The 17,099-nt window shown below is 73.3% G+C and carries 14 protein-coding genes; 7 read left to right on the top strand and 7 right to left on the bottom strand.

Annotated elements, in window-relative coordinates; all coding sequences use genetic code 11:
• Positions 1 to 259: 259 nt before the first annotated feature.
• Positions 260 to 1,009, bottom strand: coding sequence for an SDR family oxidoreductase (locus DEH69_RS25780; RefSeq protein WP_113689390.1), 750 nt, complete (start codon positions 1,007 to 1,009; stop codon positions 260 to 262).
• Positions 1,010 to 1,294: 285 nt separating this feature from the next.
• On the opposite strand from DEH69_RS25780, the gene DEH69_RS25785 reads away from it, so the two are divergent.
• Positions 1,295 to 1,546: a hypothetical protein gene (locus tag DEH69_RS25785; protein ID WP_113689391.1), complete on the top strand. Its 252-nt coding sequence runs from the start codon at positions 1,295 to 1,297 to the stop codon at positions 1,544 to 1,546.
• 30 nt (positions 1,547 to 1,576) lie between these two features.
• On the opposite strand, the gene DEH69_RS25790 is transcribed toward DEH69_RS25785, so the two are convergent.
• From DEH69_RS25790 to DEH69_RS25805, 4 genes are all read right to left on the bottom strand, one after another.
• A complete protein-coding gene (locus tag DEH69_RS25790; RefSeq protein ID WP_113689392.1) occupies positions 1,577 to 4,081 on the bottom strand; it encodes a tetratricopeptide repeat protein in 2,505 nt (834 codons plus the stop codon).
• A 287-nt stretch (positions 4,082 to 4,368) separates the two neighbouring features.
• Positions 4,369 to 4,551 (bottom strand): hypothetical protein, encoded by a 183-nt coding sequence (locus tag DEH69_RS25795; protein ID WP_113689393.1) that lies wholly within the window; start codon positions 4,549 to 4,551, stop codon positions 4,369 to 4,371.
• Positions 4,552 to 4,728: 177 nt separating this feature from the next.
• Complete coding sequence (locus DEH69_RS25800; protein WP_258534962.1) at positions 4,729 to 5,688, bottom strand: hydroxyacid dehydrogenase; 960 nt, start codon at positions 5,686 to 5,688, stop codon at positions 4,729 to 4,731.
• Positions 5,689 to 5,889: 201 nt separating this feature from the next.
• On the bottom strand, positions 5,890 to 6,954 hold the full coding sequence (locus DEH69_RS25805; protein WP_147255855.1) for a LacI family DNA-binding transcriptional regulator: 1,065 nt from the start codon (positions 6,952 to 6,954) through the stop codon (positions 5,890 to 5,892).
• Between the two features lie 290 nt (positions 6,955 to 7,244).
• Here DEH69_RS25805 and DEH69_RS25810 point away from each other — a divergent pair, with 290 nt between their 5' ends.
• Complete coding sequence (locus DEH69_RS25810) at positions 7,245 to 8,981, top strand: DapH/DapD/GlmU-related protein (RefSeq protein WP_113689396.1); 1,737 nt, start codon at positions 7,245 to 7,247, stop codon at positions 8,979 to 8,981.
• Between the two features lie 19 nt (positions 8,982 to 9,000).
• Here DEH69_RS25810 and DEH69_RS25815 read toward each other — a convergent pair whose 3' ends face one another.
• Complete coding sequence (locus DEH69_RS25815) at positions 9,001 to 9,681, bottom strand: FadR/GntR family transcriptional regulator (RefSeq protein ID WP_181727608.1); 681 nt, start codon at positions 9,679 to 9,681, stop codon at positions 9,001 to 9,003.
• Between the two features lie 115 nt (positions 9,682 to 9,796).
• On the opposite strand from DEH69_RS25815, the gene DEH69_RS25820 reads away from it, so the two are divergent.
• Together DEH69_RS25820 and DEH69_RS25825 are read left to right on the top strand one after the other, a co-directional pair.
• Positions 9,797 to 10,351 carry a class II fructose-bisphosphate aldolase gene (locus DEH69_RS25820; RefSeq protein WP_220131341.1) on the top strand — a complete coding sequence of 185 codons (555 nt, stop codon included), beginning with the start codon at positions 9,797 to 9,799 and terminating at the stop codon, positions 10,349 to 10,351.
• A gap of 127 nt (positions 10,352 to 10,478) precedes the next feature.
• Positions 10,479 to 11,417, top strand: coding sequence for a hypothetical protein (locus DEH69_RS25825; protein ID WP_113689398.1), 939 nt, complete (start codon positions 10,479 to 10,481; stop codon positions 11,415 to 11,417).
• Positions 11,418 to 11,555: 138 nt separating this feature from the next.
• On the opposite strand, the gene DEH69_RS25830 is transcribed toward DEH69_RS25825, so the two are convergent.
• Positions 11,556 to 12,260, bottom strand: coding sequence for a FadR/GntR family transcriptional regulator (locus DEH69_RS25830; protein WP_113689491.1), 705 nt, complete (start codon positions 12,258 to 12,260; stop codon positions 11,556 to 11,558).
• Positions 12,261 to 12,479: 219 nt separating this feature from the next.
• On the opposite strand from DEH69_RS25830, the gene DEH69_RS25835 reads away from it, so the two are divergent.
• From DEH69_RS25835 to DEH69_RS25845, 3 genes are read left to right on the top strand one after another with little or no spacing between them, the layout of a single operon-like run.
• Positions 12,480 to 14,093, top strand: a complete 1,614-nt coding sequence (locus DEH69_RS25835) for an ABC transporter substrate-binding protein (protein ID WP_113689399.1) — start codon at positions 12,480 to 12,482, stop codon at positions 14,091 to 14,093.
• Positions 14,090 to 15,049, top strand: a complete 960-nt coding sequence (locus DEH69_RS25840) for an ABC transporter permease (RefSeq protein WP_113689400.1) — start codon at positions 14,090 to 14,092, stop codon at positions 15,047 to 15,049. Before DEH69_RS25835 ends, DEH69_RS25840 begins: the two co-directional genes overlap by 4 nt.
• The gene (locus tag DEH69_RS25845; RefSeq protein WP_113689401.1) at positions 15,046 to 17,097 is read left to right on the top strand and encodes a dipeptide/oligopeptide/nickel ABC transporter permease/ATP-binding protein; all 2,052 of its coding nucleotides are present in this window, start codon (positions 15,046 to 15,048) and stop codon (positions 17,095 to 17,097) included. The genes DEH69_RS25840 and DEH69_RS25845 overlap by 4 nt, the downstream gene beginning before the upstream one ends.
• Positions 17,098 to 17,099: the final 2 nt, after the last annotated feature.

Consider the following 17,099-nt stretch of genomic DNA (forward strand, 5'->3'; position numbering starts at 1 on the left):
GGGACGGGGACGCCCTCCGGTGGGAGTTCCCGTTTCCTCGGGACGAATCGCCCGTCGCGGCACGCGGGCCGCCGCCTCCGCCGCGTTCGATGCGCATCACTTCTGTGCGGTCGATGTCGTTCGAACGCCATCGACGATCTCGTTGTCCATCGCAGGCGATGCGTCGTTGACGTGGGGGGCGTGGGACGGCGAGCCGACCCCGTGGGGGCACGGGGTCGGCTCGCCGCGGCGGCGTGGCATTACGTTCGTTGGCGGTCGATCACTTCGCCTCTGCGAGCCGGACCGCGTCGGGACCGGCCGGGAAGCGGAGCTGGCCGGTCGTGTCGTGCACGGCCCGCCACACCGTCTCGGCGACATCGCTCTCCTGGGTGAAGACGTCCTGGGCCGCGAAGCCGTCCATCGCCTTCTTCGCGAACTCGGCGTAGGGCTCGGGGACCAGGGCGTCAGGCGAGGCGCCGCTCGTCGCCCTGGCAGCGAAGTTCGTCGTCAGGCAGGCGCCCGGCTCGACCGTCTTCGCCCGCACCCCGAAAGGCGCGAGTTCGAGCGCGAGGGATGAGGTGAACCCCTCGATGGCCATCTTGCTCGCCTTGTAGACGGCCGAGAGCGGCATGTGCCCGAGCACCACGCTCGAGGTGACGTTGACCACCACGCCGGAGCCGCGCTCGCGGAACTGCGGCAGCGCCGCCCGGGTCGTCGCCATCACCCCGAACGTGTTCGTCTCGAACACCTCCCGCACACGGTCCATGGGCGTGTTCTCGAACACGCCCATGGAGGGGACGCCCGCGTTGTTGACCAGGGCGTCGACGGGTCCCGCCGCCTCGAACGCGGCGGCGATGCTCCCGGGCTCCGTCACATCGAGCTCGATGACGCGGAGCCGGTCCGATGCGGGAAGGACATCGGGGCGCGGGGTGCGCATCGTGGCGATGACATTCCACCCCTGGGCGTGGAAGTGGCGCGCGATCTCCCGCCCGTAGCCGGAGGAGGTGCCGGTGATCAGAATCGTCTTCATGGCGTGGTCCCAACGACGTCGAGGGATCCGCGAGAGACAGGCACTTTCCTGCCTCGCGGAAGAATCGGTGATTCCATTGAATCGCTCTGACCTGGGCGAACAGTAGAATCTTTCTCGCTTGTGCTTGCACGATCCTCTTGCGGGAAGATCCGTCTCGGCCGGTGACCGTCCCCGGTCGTCCCTGACCGACTTTGACCGAGGCGCGCGACGGCCGGGGGACCGGCTGCCAGGCTCTTCCCAGCCCTCGATCCACCCTGGAGCCGCGGGGCACCAACAGGAGGAAGAATGAAGGCGATCCATCGTGTCGGCATCGGCGTGGCCGCTCTCGCGCTGAGCCTGGTGGGGACGGCCGGAACGACGGCCCAGGCGCACGGCGCGGCGTCCGTGTCGGCCGCCGGGGAGCGGTTCCACAGCGAGCACGACACCTGGCAGGCGTGCGAGATCATCGGGTACCGCGGCCAGTACGCCGGGGCGTGGGACGACTACCGCTGTGTCTTCGCCTACATTCCTGGCACCTACTGGCTGTACGTCTCCTGAGCGGGGGCCGCCCCACGCGTGGCGACCGGCTCAGCGGTCGCGTCGCTCACCCCAGGACCCCGGCCCGCGGCGGAGTCCCGCGCCGGTCGGCGCGGGGTCGTCGGCGAGCCGGGCGGCGAGCTCGGCGGCCTCGGGGGTGCCGAGCTCGCCGAACAGCTCGAGGGCCCGCCGCCATGCGGCGCGGGCCGCGCCAGGCTCCGCCAGCAGCCGGTGGCAGTGCCCGCTCTCCTCGAACGCCCGCGCCTGCTCGTACCGGTCGCCGAGCTCCGCGGCGCGGTCGGCGGCCAGCCGGTGGCACTCGAGCGCCTCCCGCGCCCGCGCCGCCCCTCCGGAGAGCCGCCGCGCGGTGCCGAGCTCGTTGAGCAGCGCCACCTCGGCGCTGTGGTGGCCGATCTCGCGGACCACGTCGAGCGCCTGGCGGATGGCGGTCAGGGCCGCCGGGTAACGCCCGGTCCGCCGTTGGATGGAGCCCATGCTGCCCAGCACGTTGGCCTCGCTGACCCGGTCGCCCACCGCGCGCGCGATAGCCAGGACCTCCCGGTTCATGGCCAGCGCCTCGGCGTCAGTCACGAACCTGTTCGCGTAGCGGCCCAGCGGCTCGTACAGCACCCCGTGCGCGCCGAGCCGCTCGCGCCCGCCGCCCGCCGAGGCCAGCTCCCTGGCGATGGCCAGCGCCGCGGCGTAGTGGTCGCGGGCCTCGGGGTAACGGCCCTGGAGCTGGAGCACCTCGCCGAGGTTGCCGAGCACCCAGCCCTCGCCCACTAGGTCGCCCAGCGCGCGGAACCCCGTCAACGCCTCCCTGAAGCTGGCCGCGGCCCGCGGGTAGCGGCCCAACCGCCAGTGCACCGCGCCGAGTCGGGCCAGCGCGACGGCCCGGGGCGCGGGGTCGGGGCCGCGGGCGGCCAGGCCGTGCAGCGCCTCGGCCTCGGGATAGTGCCCCGCGGTGTCGAGGTAGCGGGCGAGCAGCCCGGAGAGCACGCCGGGGTGCCCCGTGTCGCCGCGTTCGGCGGCGGCCGCCGCGGCGGCGATCAGCCCGTCCCTCTCGGTTTCGAGCCAGGCCGTGGCAGCCCGCCGGTCGGGCGGCGCGGGCAACGCGGGCCGACCCGGCCCCGGCGCGGGACGACGGTGGCGCTCATAGGGCGCGAACGCGTCCATCGCCCGCGCGGCGGCGTGCCGCTGATAGGAGAGCAGCCGGTCGAACGCGTCCCTTCGGGCGTGCGCCGGTTCCTGCTCGTGGGCGCGGGCGGTCGCGTAGACGCGCACCAGGTCGTGGAACTCGTAGCGTTCCGGCGCCGGTTGGCGCAGCAGGTGGGCGGCGTGCAGGGTGGCGAGGCCAGCCGCGGCGGTCGCCCTGTCGGTCCCGGCGAGCGCGGCGGCGGCCCAGGAGTCCACCTGGGCGCCGGGGTGGCAGGCCAGCAGCCGGAAGAGCCGTTGGCGGTCGGGCGCCAGGCTCTCGTAGGACAGCCGGAGCGCCAGCTCGACGCTGTCCTCGCAGCGCAGCCTGGCCCGGTGCCCTGACAGCAGCTCCAGGTGGTCGGCCAGGGTCCACCCGAACCGGCCCCTGATGCGGCCCGCCACCACCCCGAGGGCCAGCGGCAGATGGCCGACCGAGTCGGCGATCAGGGCGGCGGTCGCCGGGTCGGCGTCGACCCGGTCCGCGCCCGCGGTCCTCCGCAGCAGGTCCAGCGACTCGCGGGGGCTGAACACCTCGAGCGGCAGCCGCCCGGCGTCGGCCAGCCCCGTCAGCCGGTGGCGGCTGGTGACCAGGGTCAGGCAGCCATCGCCGGGCAGCAGCGGCGCCACCTGCGCCGCCGATCCCGCGTCGTCGAGCACCACAAGGGCCCGCAGCCTGGCGGCCCTGCGGCGGAACTCCCTTACCCGGTCGGGCCCGTCGAGCAGCCGGATGCGGTCGGCTGACATCCCCAGCCGCCGAAGGAACCCCTCGAGCGCCGCCTCGGGTGCGGCAGGCGGCAGGTCGGGGGCGTGGCCGTGGAGGTTGACCCAGAGCACGGCCCCATACCGTTCGTGCCGCAGCAGCAGGTGAACGGCGCGCACGGCCAGGGTGGTCTTGCCGACCCCGGCCATGCCCTCGACCACCGTCACCCGTGGGTCCGCTCCCGGCGCCAGCAGCGCCTCCAACTCGGCCGCGCGCCCGGTGAACGCGGGCAGGTCGTCCGGTGGCGCGCCAGCCACCGTGACCACCCCGGCGCCGGTCGACGCGCCGACCACCCGCGCGTAGGCCGCCCGCCACCGGGCGGCCCCGCCGTCCACCAGCGCCTCGGCCACATCGGCCAGCAGGTCCGCGTCGAGTCGGCGGCGGCCCGGCTGGAAGCATCGGTGAACAGTGTCGTAGGCGGGCGTCTCGGGCACCCCGCGGGCGGCCCTGGCGCGGCCCACCCGCCGGTGCACCTCCCGCTCCGACACGCCCGCCCAGGCGCGCAACTCCCGCAGCCTGCACACCAGGTCGTCCACCGTCCTGGCGCCGTCAGGCTCGGGCGGCGCGCCGTTGTCGCCGTCGCGTGCGGAGGACGTCATCCACTCCCCTCGGTGACCCGTCCGGTGCCAGCGGCCACCCTACCCGCGGCGCGCCCCGCCATACCGGGCGTGGACGGGGTCGCCGGGAAGGGTGACCGGCCGAGGCGGCGGGCGGTCGGGGCGGCGGGCGGTCGGGGCGTTGGGCGATCCGGGCGGCGGGCGGCCGAGGCGGCGGGCGGTCGGGGCGGCGGGCGCGGGGCCCGGCCGTGGAACGGTGTCAGGACCGTGTCAGGGAACCGGTGGGCCCGCCCGTCCCCGTCCGGTGGTCAGTCGCCCTCGGGCGGCGGTCAGTTCGGGCAGCCGGTGGAGTTGCGGCGGCACAGGAAGCCGACGAGGTAACGGCCGCTGAGGTTGCCGCGGTCGCCCGCGACGGTGCTGCCGATGCGCCCCTCGTGGTCCGCGTCCATGGAGTAGTGGTAGCGGTACGCGGTGCGGTGGTACACCGAGCGCGGGATGACCCCGTTGGCCATCCAGGAGCAGTACGCCAGGGTGTCCGGGTAGTTCCTGCCGAACGTGCACCGCAGGCCCCACCCGTCGTCCCGCTTCCCAGTCGAAGTCGGTCAGCGGCGCCGTGCGGGCGGAGGGGGCGTGGGGCGTGGGTCATGGGTTCAGGCGGAGGGCTCAGGCGGAGGGGTCAGGCGGAGGGGTCAGGCGGAGCGGGCGAGGGTCGTGGGGTCGACCGGGTGGATGAACGGCAATCCGTGTGCGTGTCGGGCCAGTTCGTCGAGGGCGAGGTCGGCCATCCTGGCGAGCTCGCCGCCGAGGGAGCCCGCGATGTGCGGGGTCACCAGGACGTTGGGCAGGTCGTGGAGCGGTGAGGACGCGGGCAGGACCTCGGGTTGGGTGAGGTCGAGCACCGCGTACAGCCGTCCCGAGGCGAGCTCGGCGATCAGCGCCTCCTGGTCGACGAGCGCTGCCCTGGCCGTGTTGATCAGGGTGGCGCCGTCGGGCATGGAGGCGAGCCGCGCGGCGTCGATCATGTGGTGCGTCTCGGGCAGGGCGGGGGCGTGCAGGGTGACGATGTCGGACGAGGCGAGCAGCTCGTCCAGGTCAACGCGGCGCGCCCCGGGCAGCTCCTCGTCGAGATAGGGGTCGCTGACCAGCACGTCCAGGGTGAACGGTCGCAGCAGCTCGATCACCCGGCGCCCGATCCTGGAGGCGCCGACGACGCCGACCGTGCGCCGGTAGTTGCCCAGGCCGGGGAAGCGAGCGGCCCAGTCGTCCGCGGCTGGGAAGTGCCGGTAGGCGCGTGCGATGTCCATCACTCGCTTGCCGGAGAACAGGATCGCGGCGAGGGTGTACTCGGCGACGGGCTCGGCGTTGGCCGCCGCCGCGGAGGAGACGGCGATGCCGCGCCGCCAGCACGCGTCGGTCACCAGCTCCTTCACCGTGCCAGCCGCGTGCACGATGGCGCGCAGCCGGGGGGCGCGGGCCAGGACCTCGGCCGTGACCGGTGGGCAGCCCCACGAGGTGAACAGCACCTCCGTGTGGGCGAGTTCCACACCGGTGAAGTCGCTGACCACGTGGGCGGGTTGAACGTCCGCGATCGTTCGCAGTCGTTCGCGCAGGGGGGCGTTGATGAGCCGCGCGGCGACCCGTGGGTCCATGGCGATCGTGGTCACAGGCCGTCGTGGACTCATGAGCCCCTCCGAAGTCCGTTGATGCCGCTCCGGGTCCTGAACGCGCGGGAAGGCGGCGAGCCGGTCGCCCAGCCTTTCGTTTTCGTTCGCTAGAAAGCGAAAGATATCATCCGAATGGAAACGCTCAATAGCGCGGGGGATCGCTCGTCAGGCGTGGCGACGGGGCCTCTACGGCACCCGGTCCGTGGATTCGCGCAGCTTCAGCTCGGGGAGGAGCAGCGTGTGCTCGACGGGGGCGGTCGGCCCCTCGTCGATGCGGCGGACCAGCGCGTCGACGGCGCGGCGGCCGACCGTCTCCTTGGGGGGCGCGACCGCGGTCAGCGCGGGGGCGCTGAGCGCGGCCACCTCGTCGTCGTAGGCCACCACGGACAGGTCCTGGGGCACGCGCACGCCCGCCGTGTGCAGGTGCTGGACCAGCGACAGCGCGTCCACGTCGTTGTGCGCCACGATCGCGGTCACGCCGTGGCTGATCGCCGAGACGACATCCTTGACCTGGGCGGCGGTCGGCCCGTCGAGGTCGATGTCCAGCTCGACGGGGTCGTCGAGGCCCAGCTCGCGCACCGTGGACAGGAAGCCGTGACGCACGCTCGGCGTCGTCGGGCTCGGCCTGGCCGCCAGGCCCAGGCGGCTGTGGCCCAGCCCGGTCAGGTGGCGGGCCGCCAGGAACGCCCCGTGCGCGTGGTGGGAGGCCACCGCGTCGAATCGCGAGGCCGACCGGCCGAGCTCCGGCTGCCGCTCCACCATCACGGCGGCGCCCGTCAGCGAGGCCAGCCAGTCGTCGTGCGACGCGTCCGGGTGCCTGCTCGGGGTCAGCAGCAGGCCGTCCACCCCGCCGTCGAGGAACTGGGCCACGAGGGAGCGCTCCTCCGCCTCGTCGTAGCGCGAGACGCCGAGCACGATCCTGGCTCCATAGCGCTCGGCCTGCTCGCGGGCGCCCTTGATGACGGTCGGGTAGTAGTAGCTCGTCGTCGGCACGAGCATGCCGAACACCAGCCGCTGGTCGGGCGCCTCAGGCTCCCCCGCGCCCGCCTCGGCCGCCGCGTCCCGGGGCTGGCTTCCCCGGGTGATGCCCCCGTGCACCCGCTTGACCAGCCCGCGGCCCGCCAGCACGTCGACATCCCTGCGCAGGGTGACCATGGACACATCGAGTCGTTCCGCCAGGGCGGACAGGCGGACAGAGCCTCGTTCGCGCACCTCGCGGAGGATCAGTTCTTGGCGCTCATCGGCGAACACGGCAGCTCCCTCGCACGTCGGTGCCGGGATCCTATCGGCGTTGTGCGACCACGATCGGATGATTGCGTTCGAACGTTCGGGCGGCTTCCGTGTGGGCAAGCGAGCCGCGTGGATCCCCTGGACAAGCGGACGAACCTCCTGAAAGATGCCTCATCGATCAGAAGCGAAGGTATGCGCAAGCGATGCAAAGCGATCGCGCGGGCGGCGGCGTGCATCACCGCACCCCCGACCGGCCCCCCGGGATCCCCTTGGGCGCCACCCGCCTGCCCCGACCAAGAGAAGGCGCGGCCATGACACACACCCTGTATGACTACTCACCCTGGCTCTTCTGGGACGAGGCCAGCCAGGAGGAGAAGGACCGCCAGGCCGAGCGCCAGCGCGAGCTGACCGAACGCCGCCCCGGCTGCACGTTCGCCGACCACTGCTTCGTCTCCGAGCTCGCCTCCGTGCAGAACGAGAAGCTCATCCTGGGGCGCGGGAGCTATGTCGCCGCCGGAGCGTATCTGTCCGGGACCCTGACCGCGGGGCGCGACTGCACCATGAACCCCTACACCGTCGTGCGGGGCGACATCCGGCTCGGCGACGCGGTGCGCATCGGGGCGCACACCTCGCTGCTGGGGTTCAACCACACGTTCTCCGACCCCGACACCGAGGTGCACCGGCAGCCCATCACCTCACGGGGCATCCGGGTCGGTGACGACGTGTGGATCGGCTCCCACGTCGTCGTGCTCGACGGCGTGACCGTCGGCGACCGGGCCGTCGTCGCGGCGGGCGCCGTGGTCACCAAGGACGTTCCCGCGGGCGCGGTCGTCGGCGGGAACCCCGCGAAGGTGCTGCGGTGGCGCGTGCCCGAACTCGCGCCCCCGGCAGGGCAGTCGGCCACGGCCGAACGCGACCGGGCGGGCGCGGTCGAAGGTGATCGAGCAGTTGCGGTCGAAGGCGATCTGGCGGGTGCGGTAGCGGCGTTCGCCGACGCCGCCCGCGACCAGGCCGAGCGCGTCCTGGCCCGTTGCTTCAGCCCTGAGGCCAGCGGCGGCCTCTTCGCCGACGCCCCAGGCGCCGAGCCCACGGTGCGGGCGCAGTGCGACGCGATCGAGATTGCCGACCTGCTCCTGGGCTCCGCCCCGCCCCAGCTCCCGGCCGCCGAGCAGGCGGAACGGCTTCGTTCGTGGCAGGACCCGGTCACCGGCATGGTCGGCCCCCTCCTCCCCGACGGCCGCCGCCGCCCGCCCGAGTCCGGCCTCTTCGACGCGGGCGCCGCGTACCACGTGCTGTGCGTCGGCTACGCCCTCGACCTGCTCGGCAGCCGGTTCGCCGGCCCCGTCCAGGTGGTGGCGGCGGCCGAGGCGAAGGACGTGATCGCCGGTCTCGAACGCCAGCCCTGGGCGAGCGACGCCTGGCACGCGGGCCACTGGGTCGACGTCCTGGGCACCGCGTTCCTGTGGAACCGCGGGCATGGCGACCCCGGGCGCCCCGGAGCGTTCGACGCCCTCTTCGGCTGGCTGCTCGCCCACGCCGACCCCCGCACCGGCATGTGGGGATCACCGCGCCCCGCCGATGGCCTTCTAACGATCGTCAACGGTTTCTATCGCGCGTCCCGCGGCACCCACGCCCAGTTTGGGCTGCCGCTGCCCTATCCCGAGCCTGTGATCGACACCGTTCTCGAGCACGCCCGCGACCCCCGCTGGGTCCGCCCCGAGCGGCAGAACGCCTGCAACATCCTCGACATCGCCCACCCGTTGTGGCTGACCCGGCACACCGGCCACCGCGCCGACGAGGTCACCGCCCTCGCCCGCCGCCTGCTCGCCGACGCCATCGGCCACTGGACGCCGGGCCAGGGGTTCGGCTTCCTGGCACCGCACCCCACCACCGCCCGCGCGCCCGCGGCCGCGCCCGGCCTCCAGGGCACCGAGATGTGGCTCGCGATCGTCTGGCTGCTCGCCGACCTCGCCGGAGTCGCCGACGCCCTCGGCTACCGACCGCGCGGCGTCCACCGCCCCGAACCCGCCGCCCCCGCGACCCCCTGACCCCGCGACCCCCTGACCCTCAGGGCCCCGGTGGCTCAGGGGTGTCCGGGGCGTCCGATTCCTGCCAGTAGCGGAACACCGCGTTCAGGTGCGCGCTCATCGCGACCCTGGCGCCCGTCTCGTCGCCCTCCACGATCGCGTCGAGGATCGCCTCGTGCGAACGGACCGCCTCCCGGTACGCGGACGGCAGCGCCAGGTTGTGGCTGCGGACGTCGAGGAGCGTGGTGTGGAGCGAGGACAGTATGAGCTCGATGACCTGGTTGCCCGTGATCCGCGTGATGGCCGTGTGGAACGCGACGTCCGCGTCGGCCGCCGCGGCGAGCTGGCCCGGTGACTCCTTGAGCGTGCGCAGCGACTGCCGGAGCGCCGCGATGTCGTCGGGGGTCGCCCGCGCCGCGGCGACGCCCGAGGCGTGCACCTCGACCAGCTCCCTGACCTCGTGGATCGAGCGGTAGTCGAGGCGGTTGTCGCGCATGTAGAGGAACAGCGCCTCCTGCGCGCGCTCGGGCGCCACGGCGATCACCGTGGAGCCGCTGCCGCCGCGCGGGGAGACCACGCCCCGCCCCGCGAGGTGGCTGATGGCCTCGCGGATCACCGGGCGCGAGACGCCGAACTCGGCGGCGAGCGTTCGCTCGTTGGGCAGGCGCTCGCCCGTCCGCAGCGTGCCCTCGCGGATCCGCCGCAGCAGATGCCGCGCCACGTCGTCCGAGCGCCGCGCGTCCGTGCCGCCGCTGGGGTCCTGGCCTGTGGGTGGTGCTGACAGTTCGGTCTCCTCACCAGCTCGTCGTCGCCTGCCGTCGTGCCGTCGTGCCGTCGTGCCGTCCCTCGGGTGGGCCCGCGGTCTCGTTGTATTGGCCCGCGTCAACAACGCTGCGGGCCAATCCAGCTCGACCTCGGCGCGGGCGCGCGGGGCGGCCGTTGAGGCCGAGCTCGGCCGCTTCGAGGGCGACGAGGACCTCGACACGGGGGCCGCGGCGGGCGCGCTGACCGACCCGGGCGAGGCCGTGCGCTTCGTCGAGGAGACGGGGGCCAACTGCCTGGCCGTCGCGGTCGGCAACGTGCCCGGCTCCTACCGCCGCGAGCCCAGGCTCGACGGGGACCGCCTCGGCGAGATCGTCGCCCGCGTCCCCGCGGCGATCTCCCTGCACGGCACCTCGGGGCTGCCCGCCGCGGACGTGCGGCGGGCGCGCCTGCTCGGCGTCGCCAAGTTCAACGTCAACACCGAGCTGCGCCGCCGCCACCTGTCCGACGTGCGCGCCTTCGTCGCCGCCGACCGGGCCACGACCGATGTCCTCGGCCTCACCACCGAACTGCGCCGGGGCGCCCGCGCGACGGCCCGCGCGATCGGCTTCGCCACCGCCGACGGCTGACGACGTCGCGGAGGACGCGTCCGTGATTCGATGCCCGAGACGCATCAGCGCCACGTCGTCCCGATGGACGAGGCCGGATTCCCCGAGCACACCGAGCACGCCGGGCACTGCCGAAGTGGGAGAGCGCATGGGTACCTTCAGGGATTTCCTCGCCGCCGAGTTCCCCGGCGCGCACATCCATCAGCTGAGCGACTCGAACAACGCGGTGTTCCTCGTCACGTCCGCCGACGAGACCGTCGTGGCCAAGCATGTGACGGACACCGACATCCCGCTGCCCTACCTGGCGGAGGCGAACGCCACGCTCGCCTCGCTCCTGCCGGTGCAGCGGATCCTCCGGGTCTTCGAGACGGAGCGCGGCGACCCGTTCGACGCGGTGTTCTCCGAGTATGTCGAGGGCGACGACCTCGCGTCGGTCATGCAGGACGAGCACCGCGCGCCGACCACCGATGAGCTGGTCGACCACCTGTGCGCGTTCGTCCTGGCGTGCCGCGAGCTGCCGCGCCCGCACGAGGGGTTCGGCCTCTACAAGCGCGACGCGCCCGTCCACGCCACGCACCAGGCGTTCGTCGAGCACTACGCGCGCCGCTACTGGGGCAGGGCGCGCCCGTTCTACGCGGACACGCCCGTGGGCCTGGCCGTCGACGCGTGGCTCGACGGGGGGTTCGCGGAGGCGGCGCGGCGGCACCCCGCCTCGTTCGCCGTCGTGTCCGTCGACACCAACCTGAAGAATTTCGTCATGACCCCCGACCGCCGCATCGTCACCCTCAATGTGCCGATCGCCGGGTACTCCACCCCGGCGCACGCCGTGGGCGCGATCACCACGCACCTGCGCGGGCGCGCGCCCCGTGGCCCGTTCCTCGCGGCGGCTGCCGAGCGGCTGTGCCCCGACGACGCGGGCATGGTGCCGCACTTCGAGCTGTGGGGCCTGCTCGGCATCCTGTCGTTCCACGCCGTGCGCCATCCCGAGCGGCGGAGCGAGTGGCGCGGCTGGGGCTCGCCCGTGCCGCTCGACGAAGACCTCGCCCACATGGTCGGGTCGCTGGCCAGGGGGCCGGGAACGCCATGATCGTCACTGGCCTTCCCCACCGCCGCGCCGTGGCGCCCGCGCCCCGACGGTGCCGCACCCGCGCTCCGGGCCGACGCACCTCGGCGCGGCCGCCGCGCACCCCTCAGCGCGGCCCCGCCGGGCCGCCGCCGCGCACCCTCAGCGCTGCCCCGCCGGGCCGCCGCCGCGCGCCGCGCTCTCGCTCAGTACGTCGCGGATCCCGGCGAAGTGGCGCCGCATCGCCTCGGCGGCCCGTGGCCCGTCGCCCGATTCGAGCGCGGCGAGGATGTCCTTGTGCCGGTCGCAGGTGACGCGCGGGTCGTGCCGGTCCTCCCTCAGCTCCTCGCGCACCCGGTGGAACGCCGCCCAGAACGCGTCGAGCACCTCGCTCAGCAGGTGGTTGCCCAGGGAGCGGTAGAGCGCGAGGTGGAACGCGCGGTCCGTCGCCGCGGTCACCCGGCCCACGGCGGCCTCGCGTTCCATCGTGGCGACGACCTCGCGCAGCGTCCCGAGGTCGTCCTGCGGCACGCGCCCCGCGACGCTGACGATCAGCCCGGCCTCCAACGCCTCGCGCACCTCCAGGAGTTCGTCGAGGCTGGCCTCCCCCCTGCGATCCCTGACGGCCGCGCGGAAGACCATGCCGTCGATGAACGAGTCCAGGCTGAGCGAGCCCACATACGTGCCGAAGCCGTGCCTGATGTCCACGATGCTGACGGCCTGGAGCGCCTTCAGCGCCTCCCGCACGGAGTTACGGCTGACGCCGAACAGGCCCATCATGTCGGTCTCGGTGGGCAGCGGGTCCCCGGGGGCGAGGCGGCGGCGCAGGATCAGCTTCTTGATCTGCTCCTGGACCTCGTCGGACATCATGCGGCGGGCTGCCATGGCATGCCCCCTTCCTTCGCCCCCGGACGGATGAGCACCAACTCCTGACCCCGAGTTCACATTCTGCCACCGGAGGTGGGACATGGGATGTCTGGTCCGTTGACGGTGGACGCACAGGTCTTGACCTCTCTCGCGAGGCCCTCCTACGTTCGGGGGTAGGACGTAGAACGTAGGACCTCCCGAGGAGCCGCTGGAGGCGACGTGAGCCGCAGTCTCGACCGCAGGGCCTTTCTCAAGTTCACCGGCGCCCTCGGCGCCGCGGGGGCGATCACCGCCACCGTGGGGGCCTGCTCGGGCCCCGCGTCGACCAACGACAGCGGAGCGGGAGGTGACGGGCTCGACGAGCTGACCGCCGTCATCGGCTATGGCAACGACCAGAGCTGGGACCCGACCCAGACCGCGTCCGCGTTCTCCATGGCGGCGATCCAGCACCTCTACGAGGGCCTGCTCGACACCGACCCGATCACCCGCGAGCCCTACCCCGCGCTCGCCACCGCGCTCCCCGCCGACACCACCGCCACCACGTGGAGCTTCACCCTGCGCGATGGCGCGACCTGGCACGACGGCCAGCCGGTGACCGCGGATGACGTGGTCTTCACGTTCGAGCGGGTCCTCGACCCCGAGGCCATGGTGCTCACCAGGTCGTTCTTCCACACCTGGCTGCGCGAGGTCGCCCGGGTCGACGACAGGACCGTCGAGCTGCGCTTCCACTACGCGTTCCCCGACGCCGCCAAGCGCCTGGGCATCGCCAAGATCATGCCGCGGCACGTCTTCGGCGAGGACGGCGCGTGGGACGAGGCCACCGGCGGCCTCGTCGTGGGCTCCGGCCCCTACCGGCTGGCCTCGCACCAGCCCAAGTCCAACACGGCGTTCGAGGCGTTCGACGGCTACAACGGCCCCCGCCCGCCCGCGTTCCCCCGCATGAACTGGCTGAGCGTCGTGGACGCCGCCCCCCGCGTCGCCCGCGTCTCGGGCGACAGCGCCGAGGCCCAGATCGCCGAGAACATCCCCTACGCCAACGTCGAGCAGCTGCGCGGCGACGGCCTTGAGGTGCGGGGGGCCGCGGGCATGAATCATGCCTTCCTCATGTTCAACACGGGCAACCCCCCGTTCGACGACGTCCGCGTCCGGCGGGCCCTGCTGTACGCGATCGACATCGACCAGCTGATCGAGGTCGGCCTGCGCGGCTACGGCCTCCCCGCCACGTCGTTCCTCGACGAGGGCAACCCCTCGCACCGCCCCGCGAGCACCGTCTACGCCCACGACCCCGACCACGCCAGGCAGCTGCTTGCCGAGGCGGGCGTCACCGACCTGAGCGTCACCCTGATGGCGGTGAACGTCAGCTGGCTCGTGGACTGCCTGCCGACCATCAAGGAGTCATGGGACGCGATCGGCGTCTCGACGACCCTTGAGCCGCAGGAGACCTCGGCCCTCTTCACCAAGATGGACCAGAACCAGGACTACCAGGTCGTCGCCGCCGTCTCCAACCCCAACCAGTTCGGCCTCGACGCCGACCTGATCCTGCGCTACAACTACACCGCCGACGGGCTGTGGATGGGATACGCGCGCTGGGGCGGGAGCGCCGCCGCCGCCGACCTGTTCGCGCGCATGGACGAGGCGAGCGCCGAACCCGACCCTGGGCGCAAGCTCGAACTCACCCAGGAGTACCTGGACATCGTCGCCGAGCAGGCCGTGCTCTACCCGGTCGTGCACACCGAGCTGCTGACCGCGTGGGACCCCGCCAGGATCACCGGGGTGCGCGCCCAGGCGTACCCCGGCATCAACGTGCTCCAGGCAAGGCCCGCCTCGTCGTGATCGTCGTCGCCCGGATGCTGCTGCGGCGCGTCCTCCTGCTGATCCCGCTGGCGCTCGGCATCGTCCTGTTCGTCTTCCTGGTCATGCGGTTCTCCGACATGGACCCGGCCTCCGCCTACTTCCAGGGCGCCAACCCCACCGAGGAGCAGCTGCACCGCTTCCGCGAGGAGAACGGCCTCCTCGACCCGCTGCCCGTGCGCTATCTCGACTTCGTGGGCGACCTGCTCACCGGCGACCTCGGCATCAGCGTGCTGACCCGCGCCCCGGTGATCGACCAGGTGAGCACGGCGTTGCCGCTCACCCTTCAACTCACCTTCCTCGGCCTGGGGATCGCCGTCGTGCTCTCCCTCGTGCTCGGCGTCACCGCGGCGATCCACCGCGACAGGGCGCTCGACCAGATCATCCGCGTCGTGTCGCTGACCGGCGTGGCCGCGCCCAGCTTCTGGCTCGCGCTCCTGATGATCCAGTACCTCGGCGTCGAGTGGGGCTGGTTCCCCACGGGCGGCTACACCAACCCCGCCGACTCGTTCACCGGCTGGCTCGAGACGATGACGCTGCCCGCGCTCGCGCTCTCCCTGCCGGTCGCCGCGCAGCTCACCCGCATCGTCCGCACGGCGGTGGTCGAGGAGCTGGACCGCGACTACGTCCGCACCGCGATCGGCGGCGGCCTGCCGCCGGTCGTCGTGGTCGGGCGGAACGTCCTGCGCAACGCCCTCATCAACCCCCTGACCGTGCTCGGCCTGCGCGTGGGCTATCTGCTCGGCGGCGCGGTCGTGATCGAGACGATCTTCTCGCTGCCCGGCATGGGCAAGCTGATGATCGACGCCGTGCGCAACGGCGACCCGGCCGTCGTCCAGGGCGTCGTCCTCACCACGGCCGCGGGGTTCGTCGTCGTCAACCTGGTGATCGACATCCTCTACCTCCTGGTCAACCCCCGGCTGAGGAGCGCCCCATGAGGCCCTTCGCGTGGTTCACCCGGCTCCCGCTCCTGACCCGCGCGGCGCTCGCGCTCATCGCCGTCATCGTGCTCACCGCGCTCCTCGCGCCGCTCGTCGCCCCGCACGACCCGTACGCGCAGGACGCCGCGGCGGACGGCCCGTCGGGCGAGCACTGGATGGGCCAGGACAGCCTCGGCCGCGACATCCTCAGCCGCCTGATGCACGGCGCCCGCTGGTCGCTGGCCATCGGCCTCGGCGCCACGCTGCTCGCGCTCGCCGCGGGCGCGGTCATCGGCGCGATCGCCGCCACGTCGCGCAAGGCGGTGGACGAGACGCTGATGCGCGCGCTCGACATCGTGATGGCCTTCCCCGGCATCGCGCTCGCCGCCGTGCTGATCTCCGTCTTCGGCGGCGGCATCCCGGTGCTGATCTGCGCCATCGCGTTCCTCTACACGCCGCCGATCGCGCGCGTCGTGCGCGCCAACGTCATGGCCCAGTACGGCGAGGACTATGTCACCGCCGAGCGCGTCATCGGCGCCCGCACCCCGCACATCCTGATCCGTCACGTGGCCATCAACTGCGCCGCGCCGATCCTGGTGTTCTGCACGGTGATGGTGGCCGACGCGATCGTGCTCGAGGCGTCGCTCTCGTTCATCGGCGCGGGCGTGCGGCCGCCCGAGCCCTCGTGGGGCAGCGTCATCGCCGAGGGCAAGAACATGGTGCTGCTCGGCGGCTGGTGGGCCACCGTCTTCCCCGGGCTGCTGATGCTGGCCACCGTCCTGTCGCTCAACATCCTCGCCGAGGGCGTCTCCGACGCCTGGGCCGCGCCCCGCGCCCTGAAGGCCCCCGACGCGCCCGCGCGCGACGTTCCCGCGCTGCCCGAGCAGGCCGTCGGCGAGCCTGAACGCGAGGGTCAACGCCCGCGCGCGCCCCTGGCGTTGCCCGGGCTCGCCGAGGCCGCCCACCGCCTGCGCGAACGCGCCCGCCCCCCGGCTGTCGGCGAGCCGATCCTGTCCGTGCGCGACCTCACCATCGGCTTCGCGGGCGCCCATGGCGGCCGGGACGTCGTGGACGGCGTCAGCTTCGACGTCCACCCCGGCGAAGTCCTCGGCCTGGTCGGCGAGTCGGGTTGCGGCAAGTCGCTGACCGCGTTGACCGTGATGGGCCTCCAGCCGCGCACGGCCCGCGTCGGCGGCAGCGTGCGCTTCGACGGGCGCGAGCTCAACGGGCTCTCGCCGCGCGCCCGCCGCCCCCTCCTCGGCCACGAGATGGCGATGGTCTACCAGGACGCGCTCTCCTCGCTCAACCCCGCGATGCCCATCCGCGCCCAGCTGAAGCAGCTCGTGCGGCGCGGCGGCGGCATGACACCCGCCGAGCTGCTCGCGCTCGTCGGCCTCGACCCCGAACGCACCTTGCGCGCCTACCCCCACGAGCTCTCGGGCGGCCAGCGGCAGCGCGTGCTGATCGCGATGGCGCTCTCCCGCGACCCCCGCCTCATCGTGGCCGACGAGCCCACCACGGCGCTCGATGTCACCGTGCAGGCGCAGGTCATCGAGCTGCTGCTGCGGCTGCGCGCCGATCTCGGCTTCGCGCTGATCCTGGTCTCCCACGACCTGGCGCTCGTCGCCGACGTCACCGACCGGGTGGTCGTGATGTACGGCGGGCAGCTCGTCGAGGAGGGCGTCACCGCCGACCTCGTCGAGCACCCCGCGCACCACTACACCCGCGGCCTGCTCGGCTCGGTGCTCTCCCTGGAGTCCGCCGCCGAACGGCTCACCCAGATCAGGGGCGTGGTGCCCTCCCCGGCCGACTTCCCCGAGGGCTGCCGCTTCGGCGACCGCTGCCCCATGGCCACCGAGGTGTGCGCGACGCCCCTCCCCGAGGCCCGCGCCCCAGGGCGCCTGCACACGGTCGCGTGCCACCACCCGGCCGCCGTCGCCGAGGACGGCGGCGCGGAGGACGGCGGCGCGGAGGACGGCGTCGCCGAGGACGGCGTCGCGGAGAACGACGGCGCCGAGGACGGCGGCGCGGAGAACGACGGCGTAGAGAGCGAGGCCGCCCGATGACC

Source organism: Streptomyces sp. PT12 (assembly GCF_003311645.1).
Classification (GTDB): Bacteria; Actinomycetota; Actinomycetes; order Streptomycetales; family Streptomycetaceae; genus Streptomyces.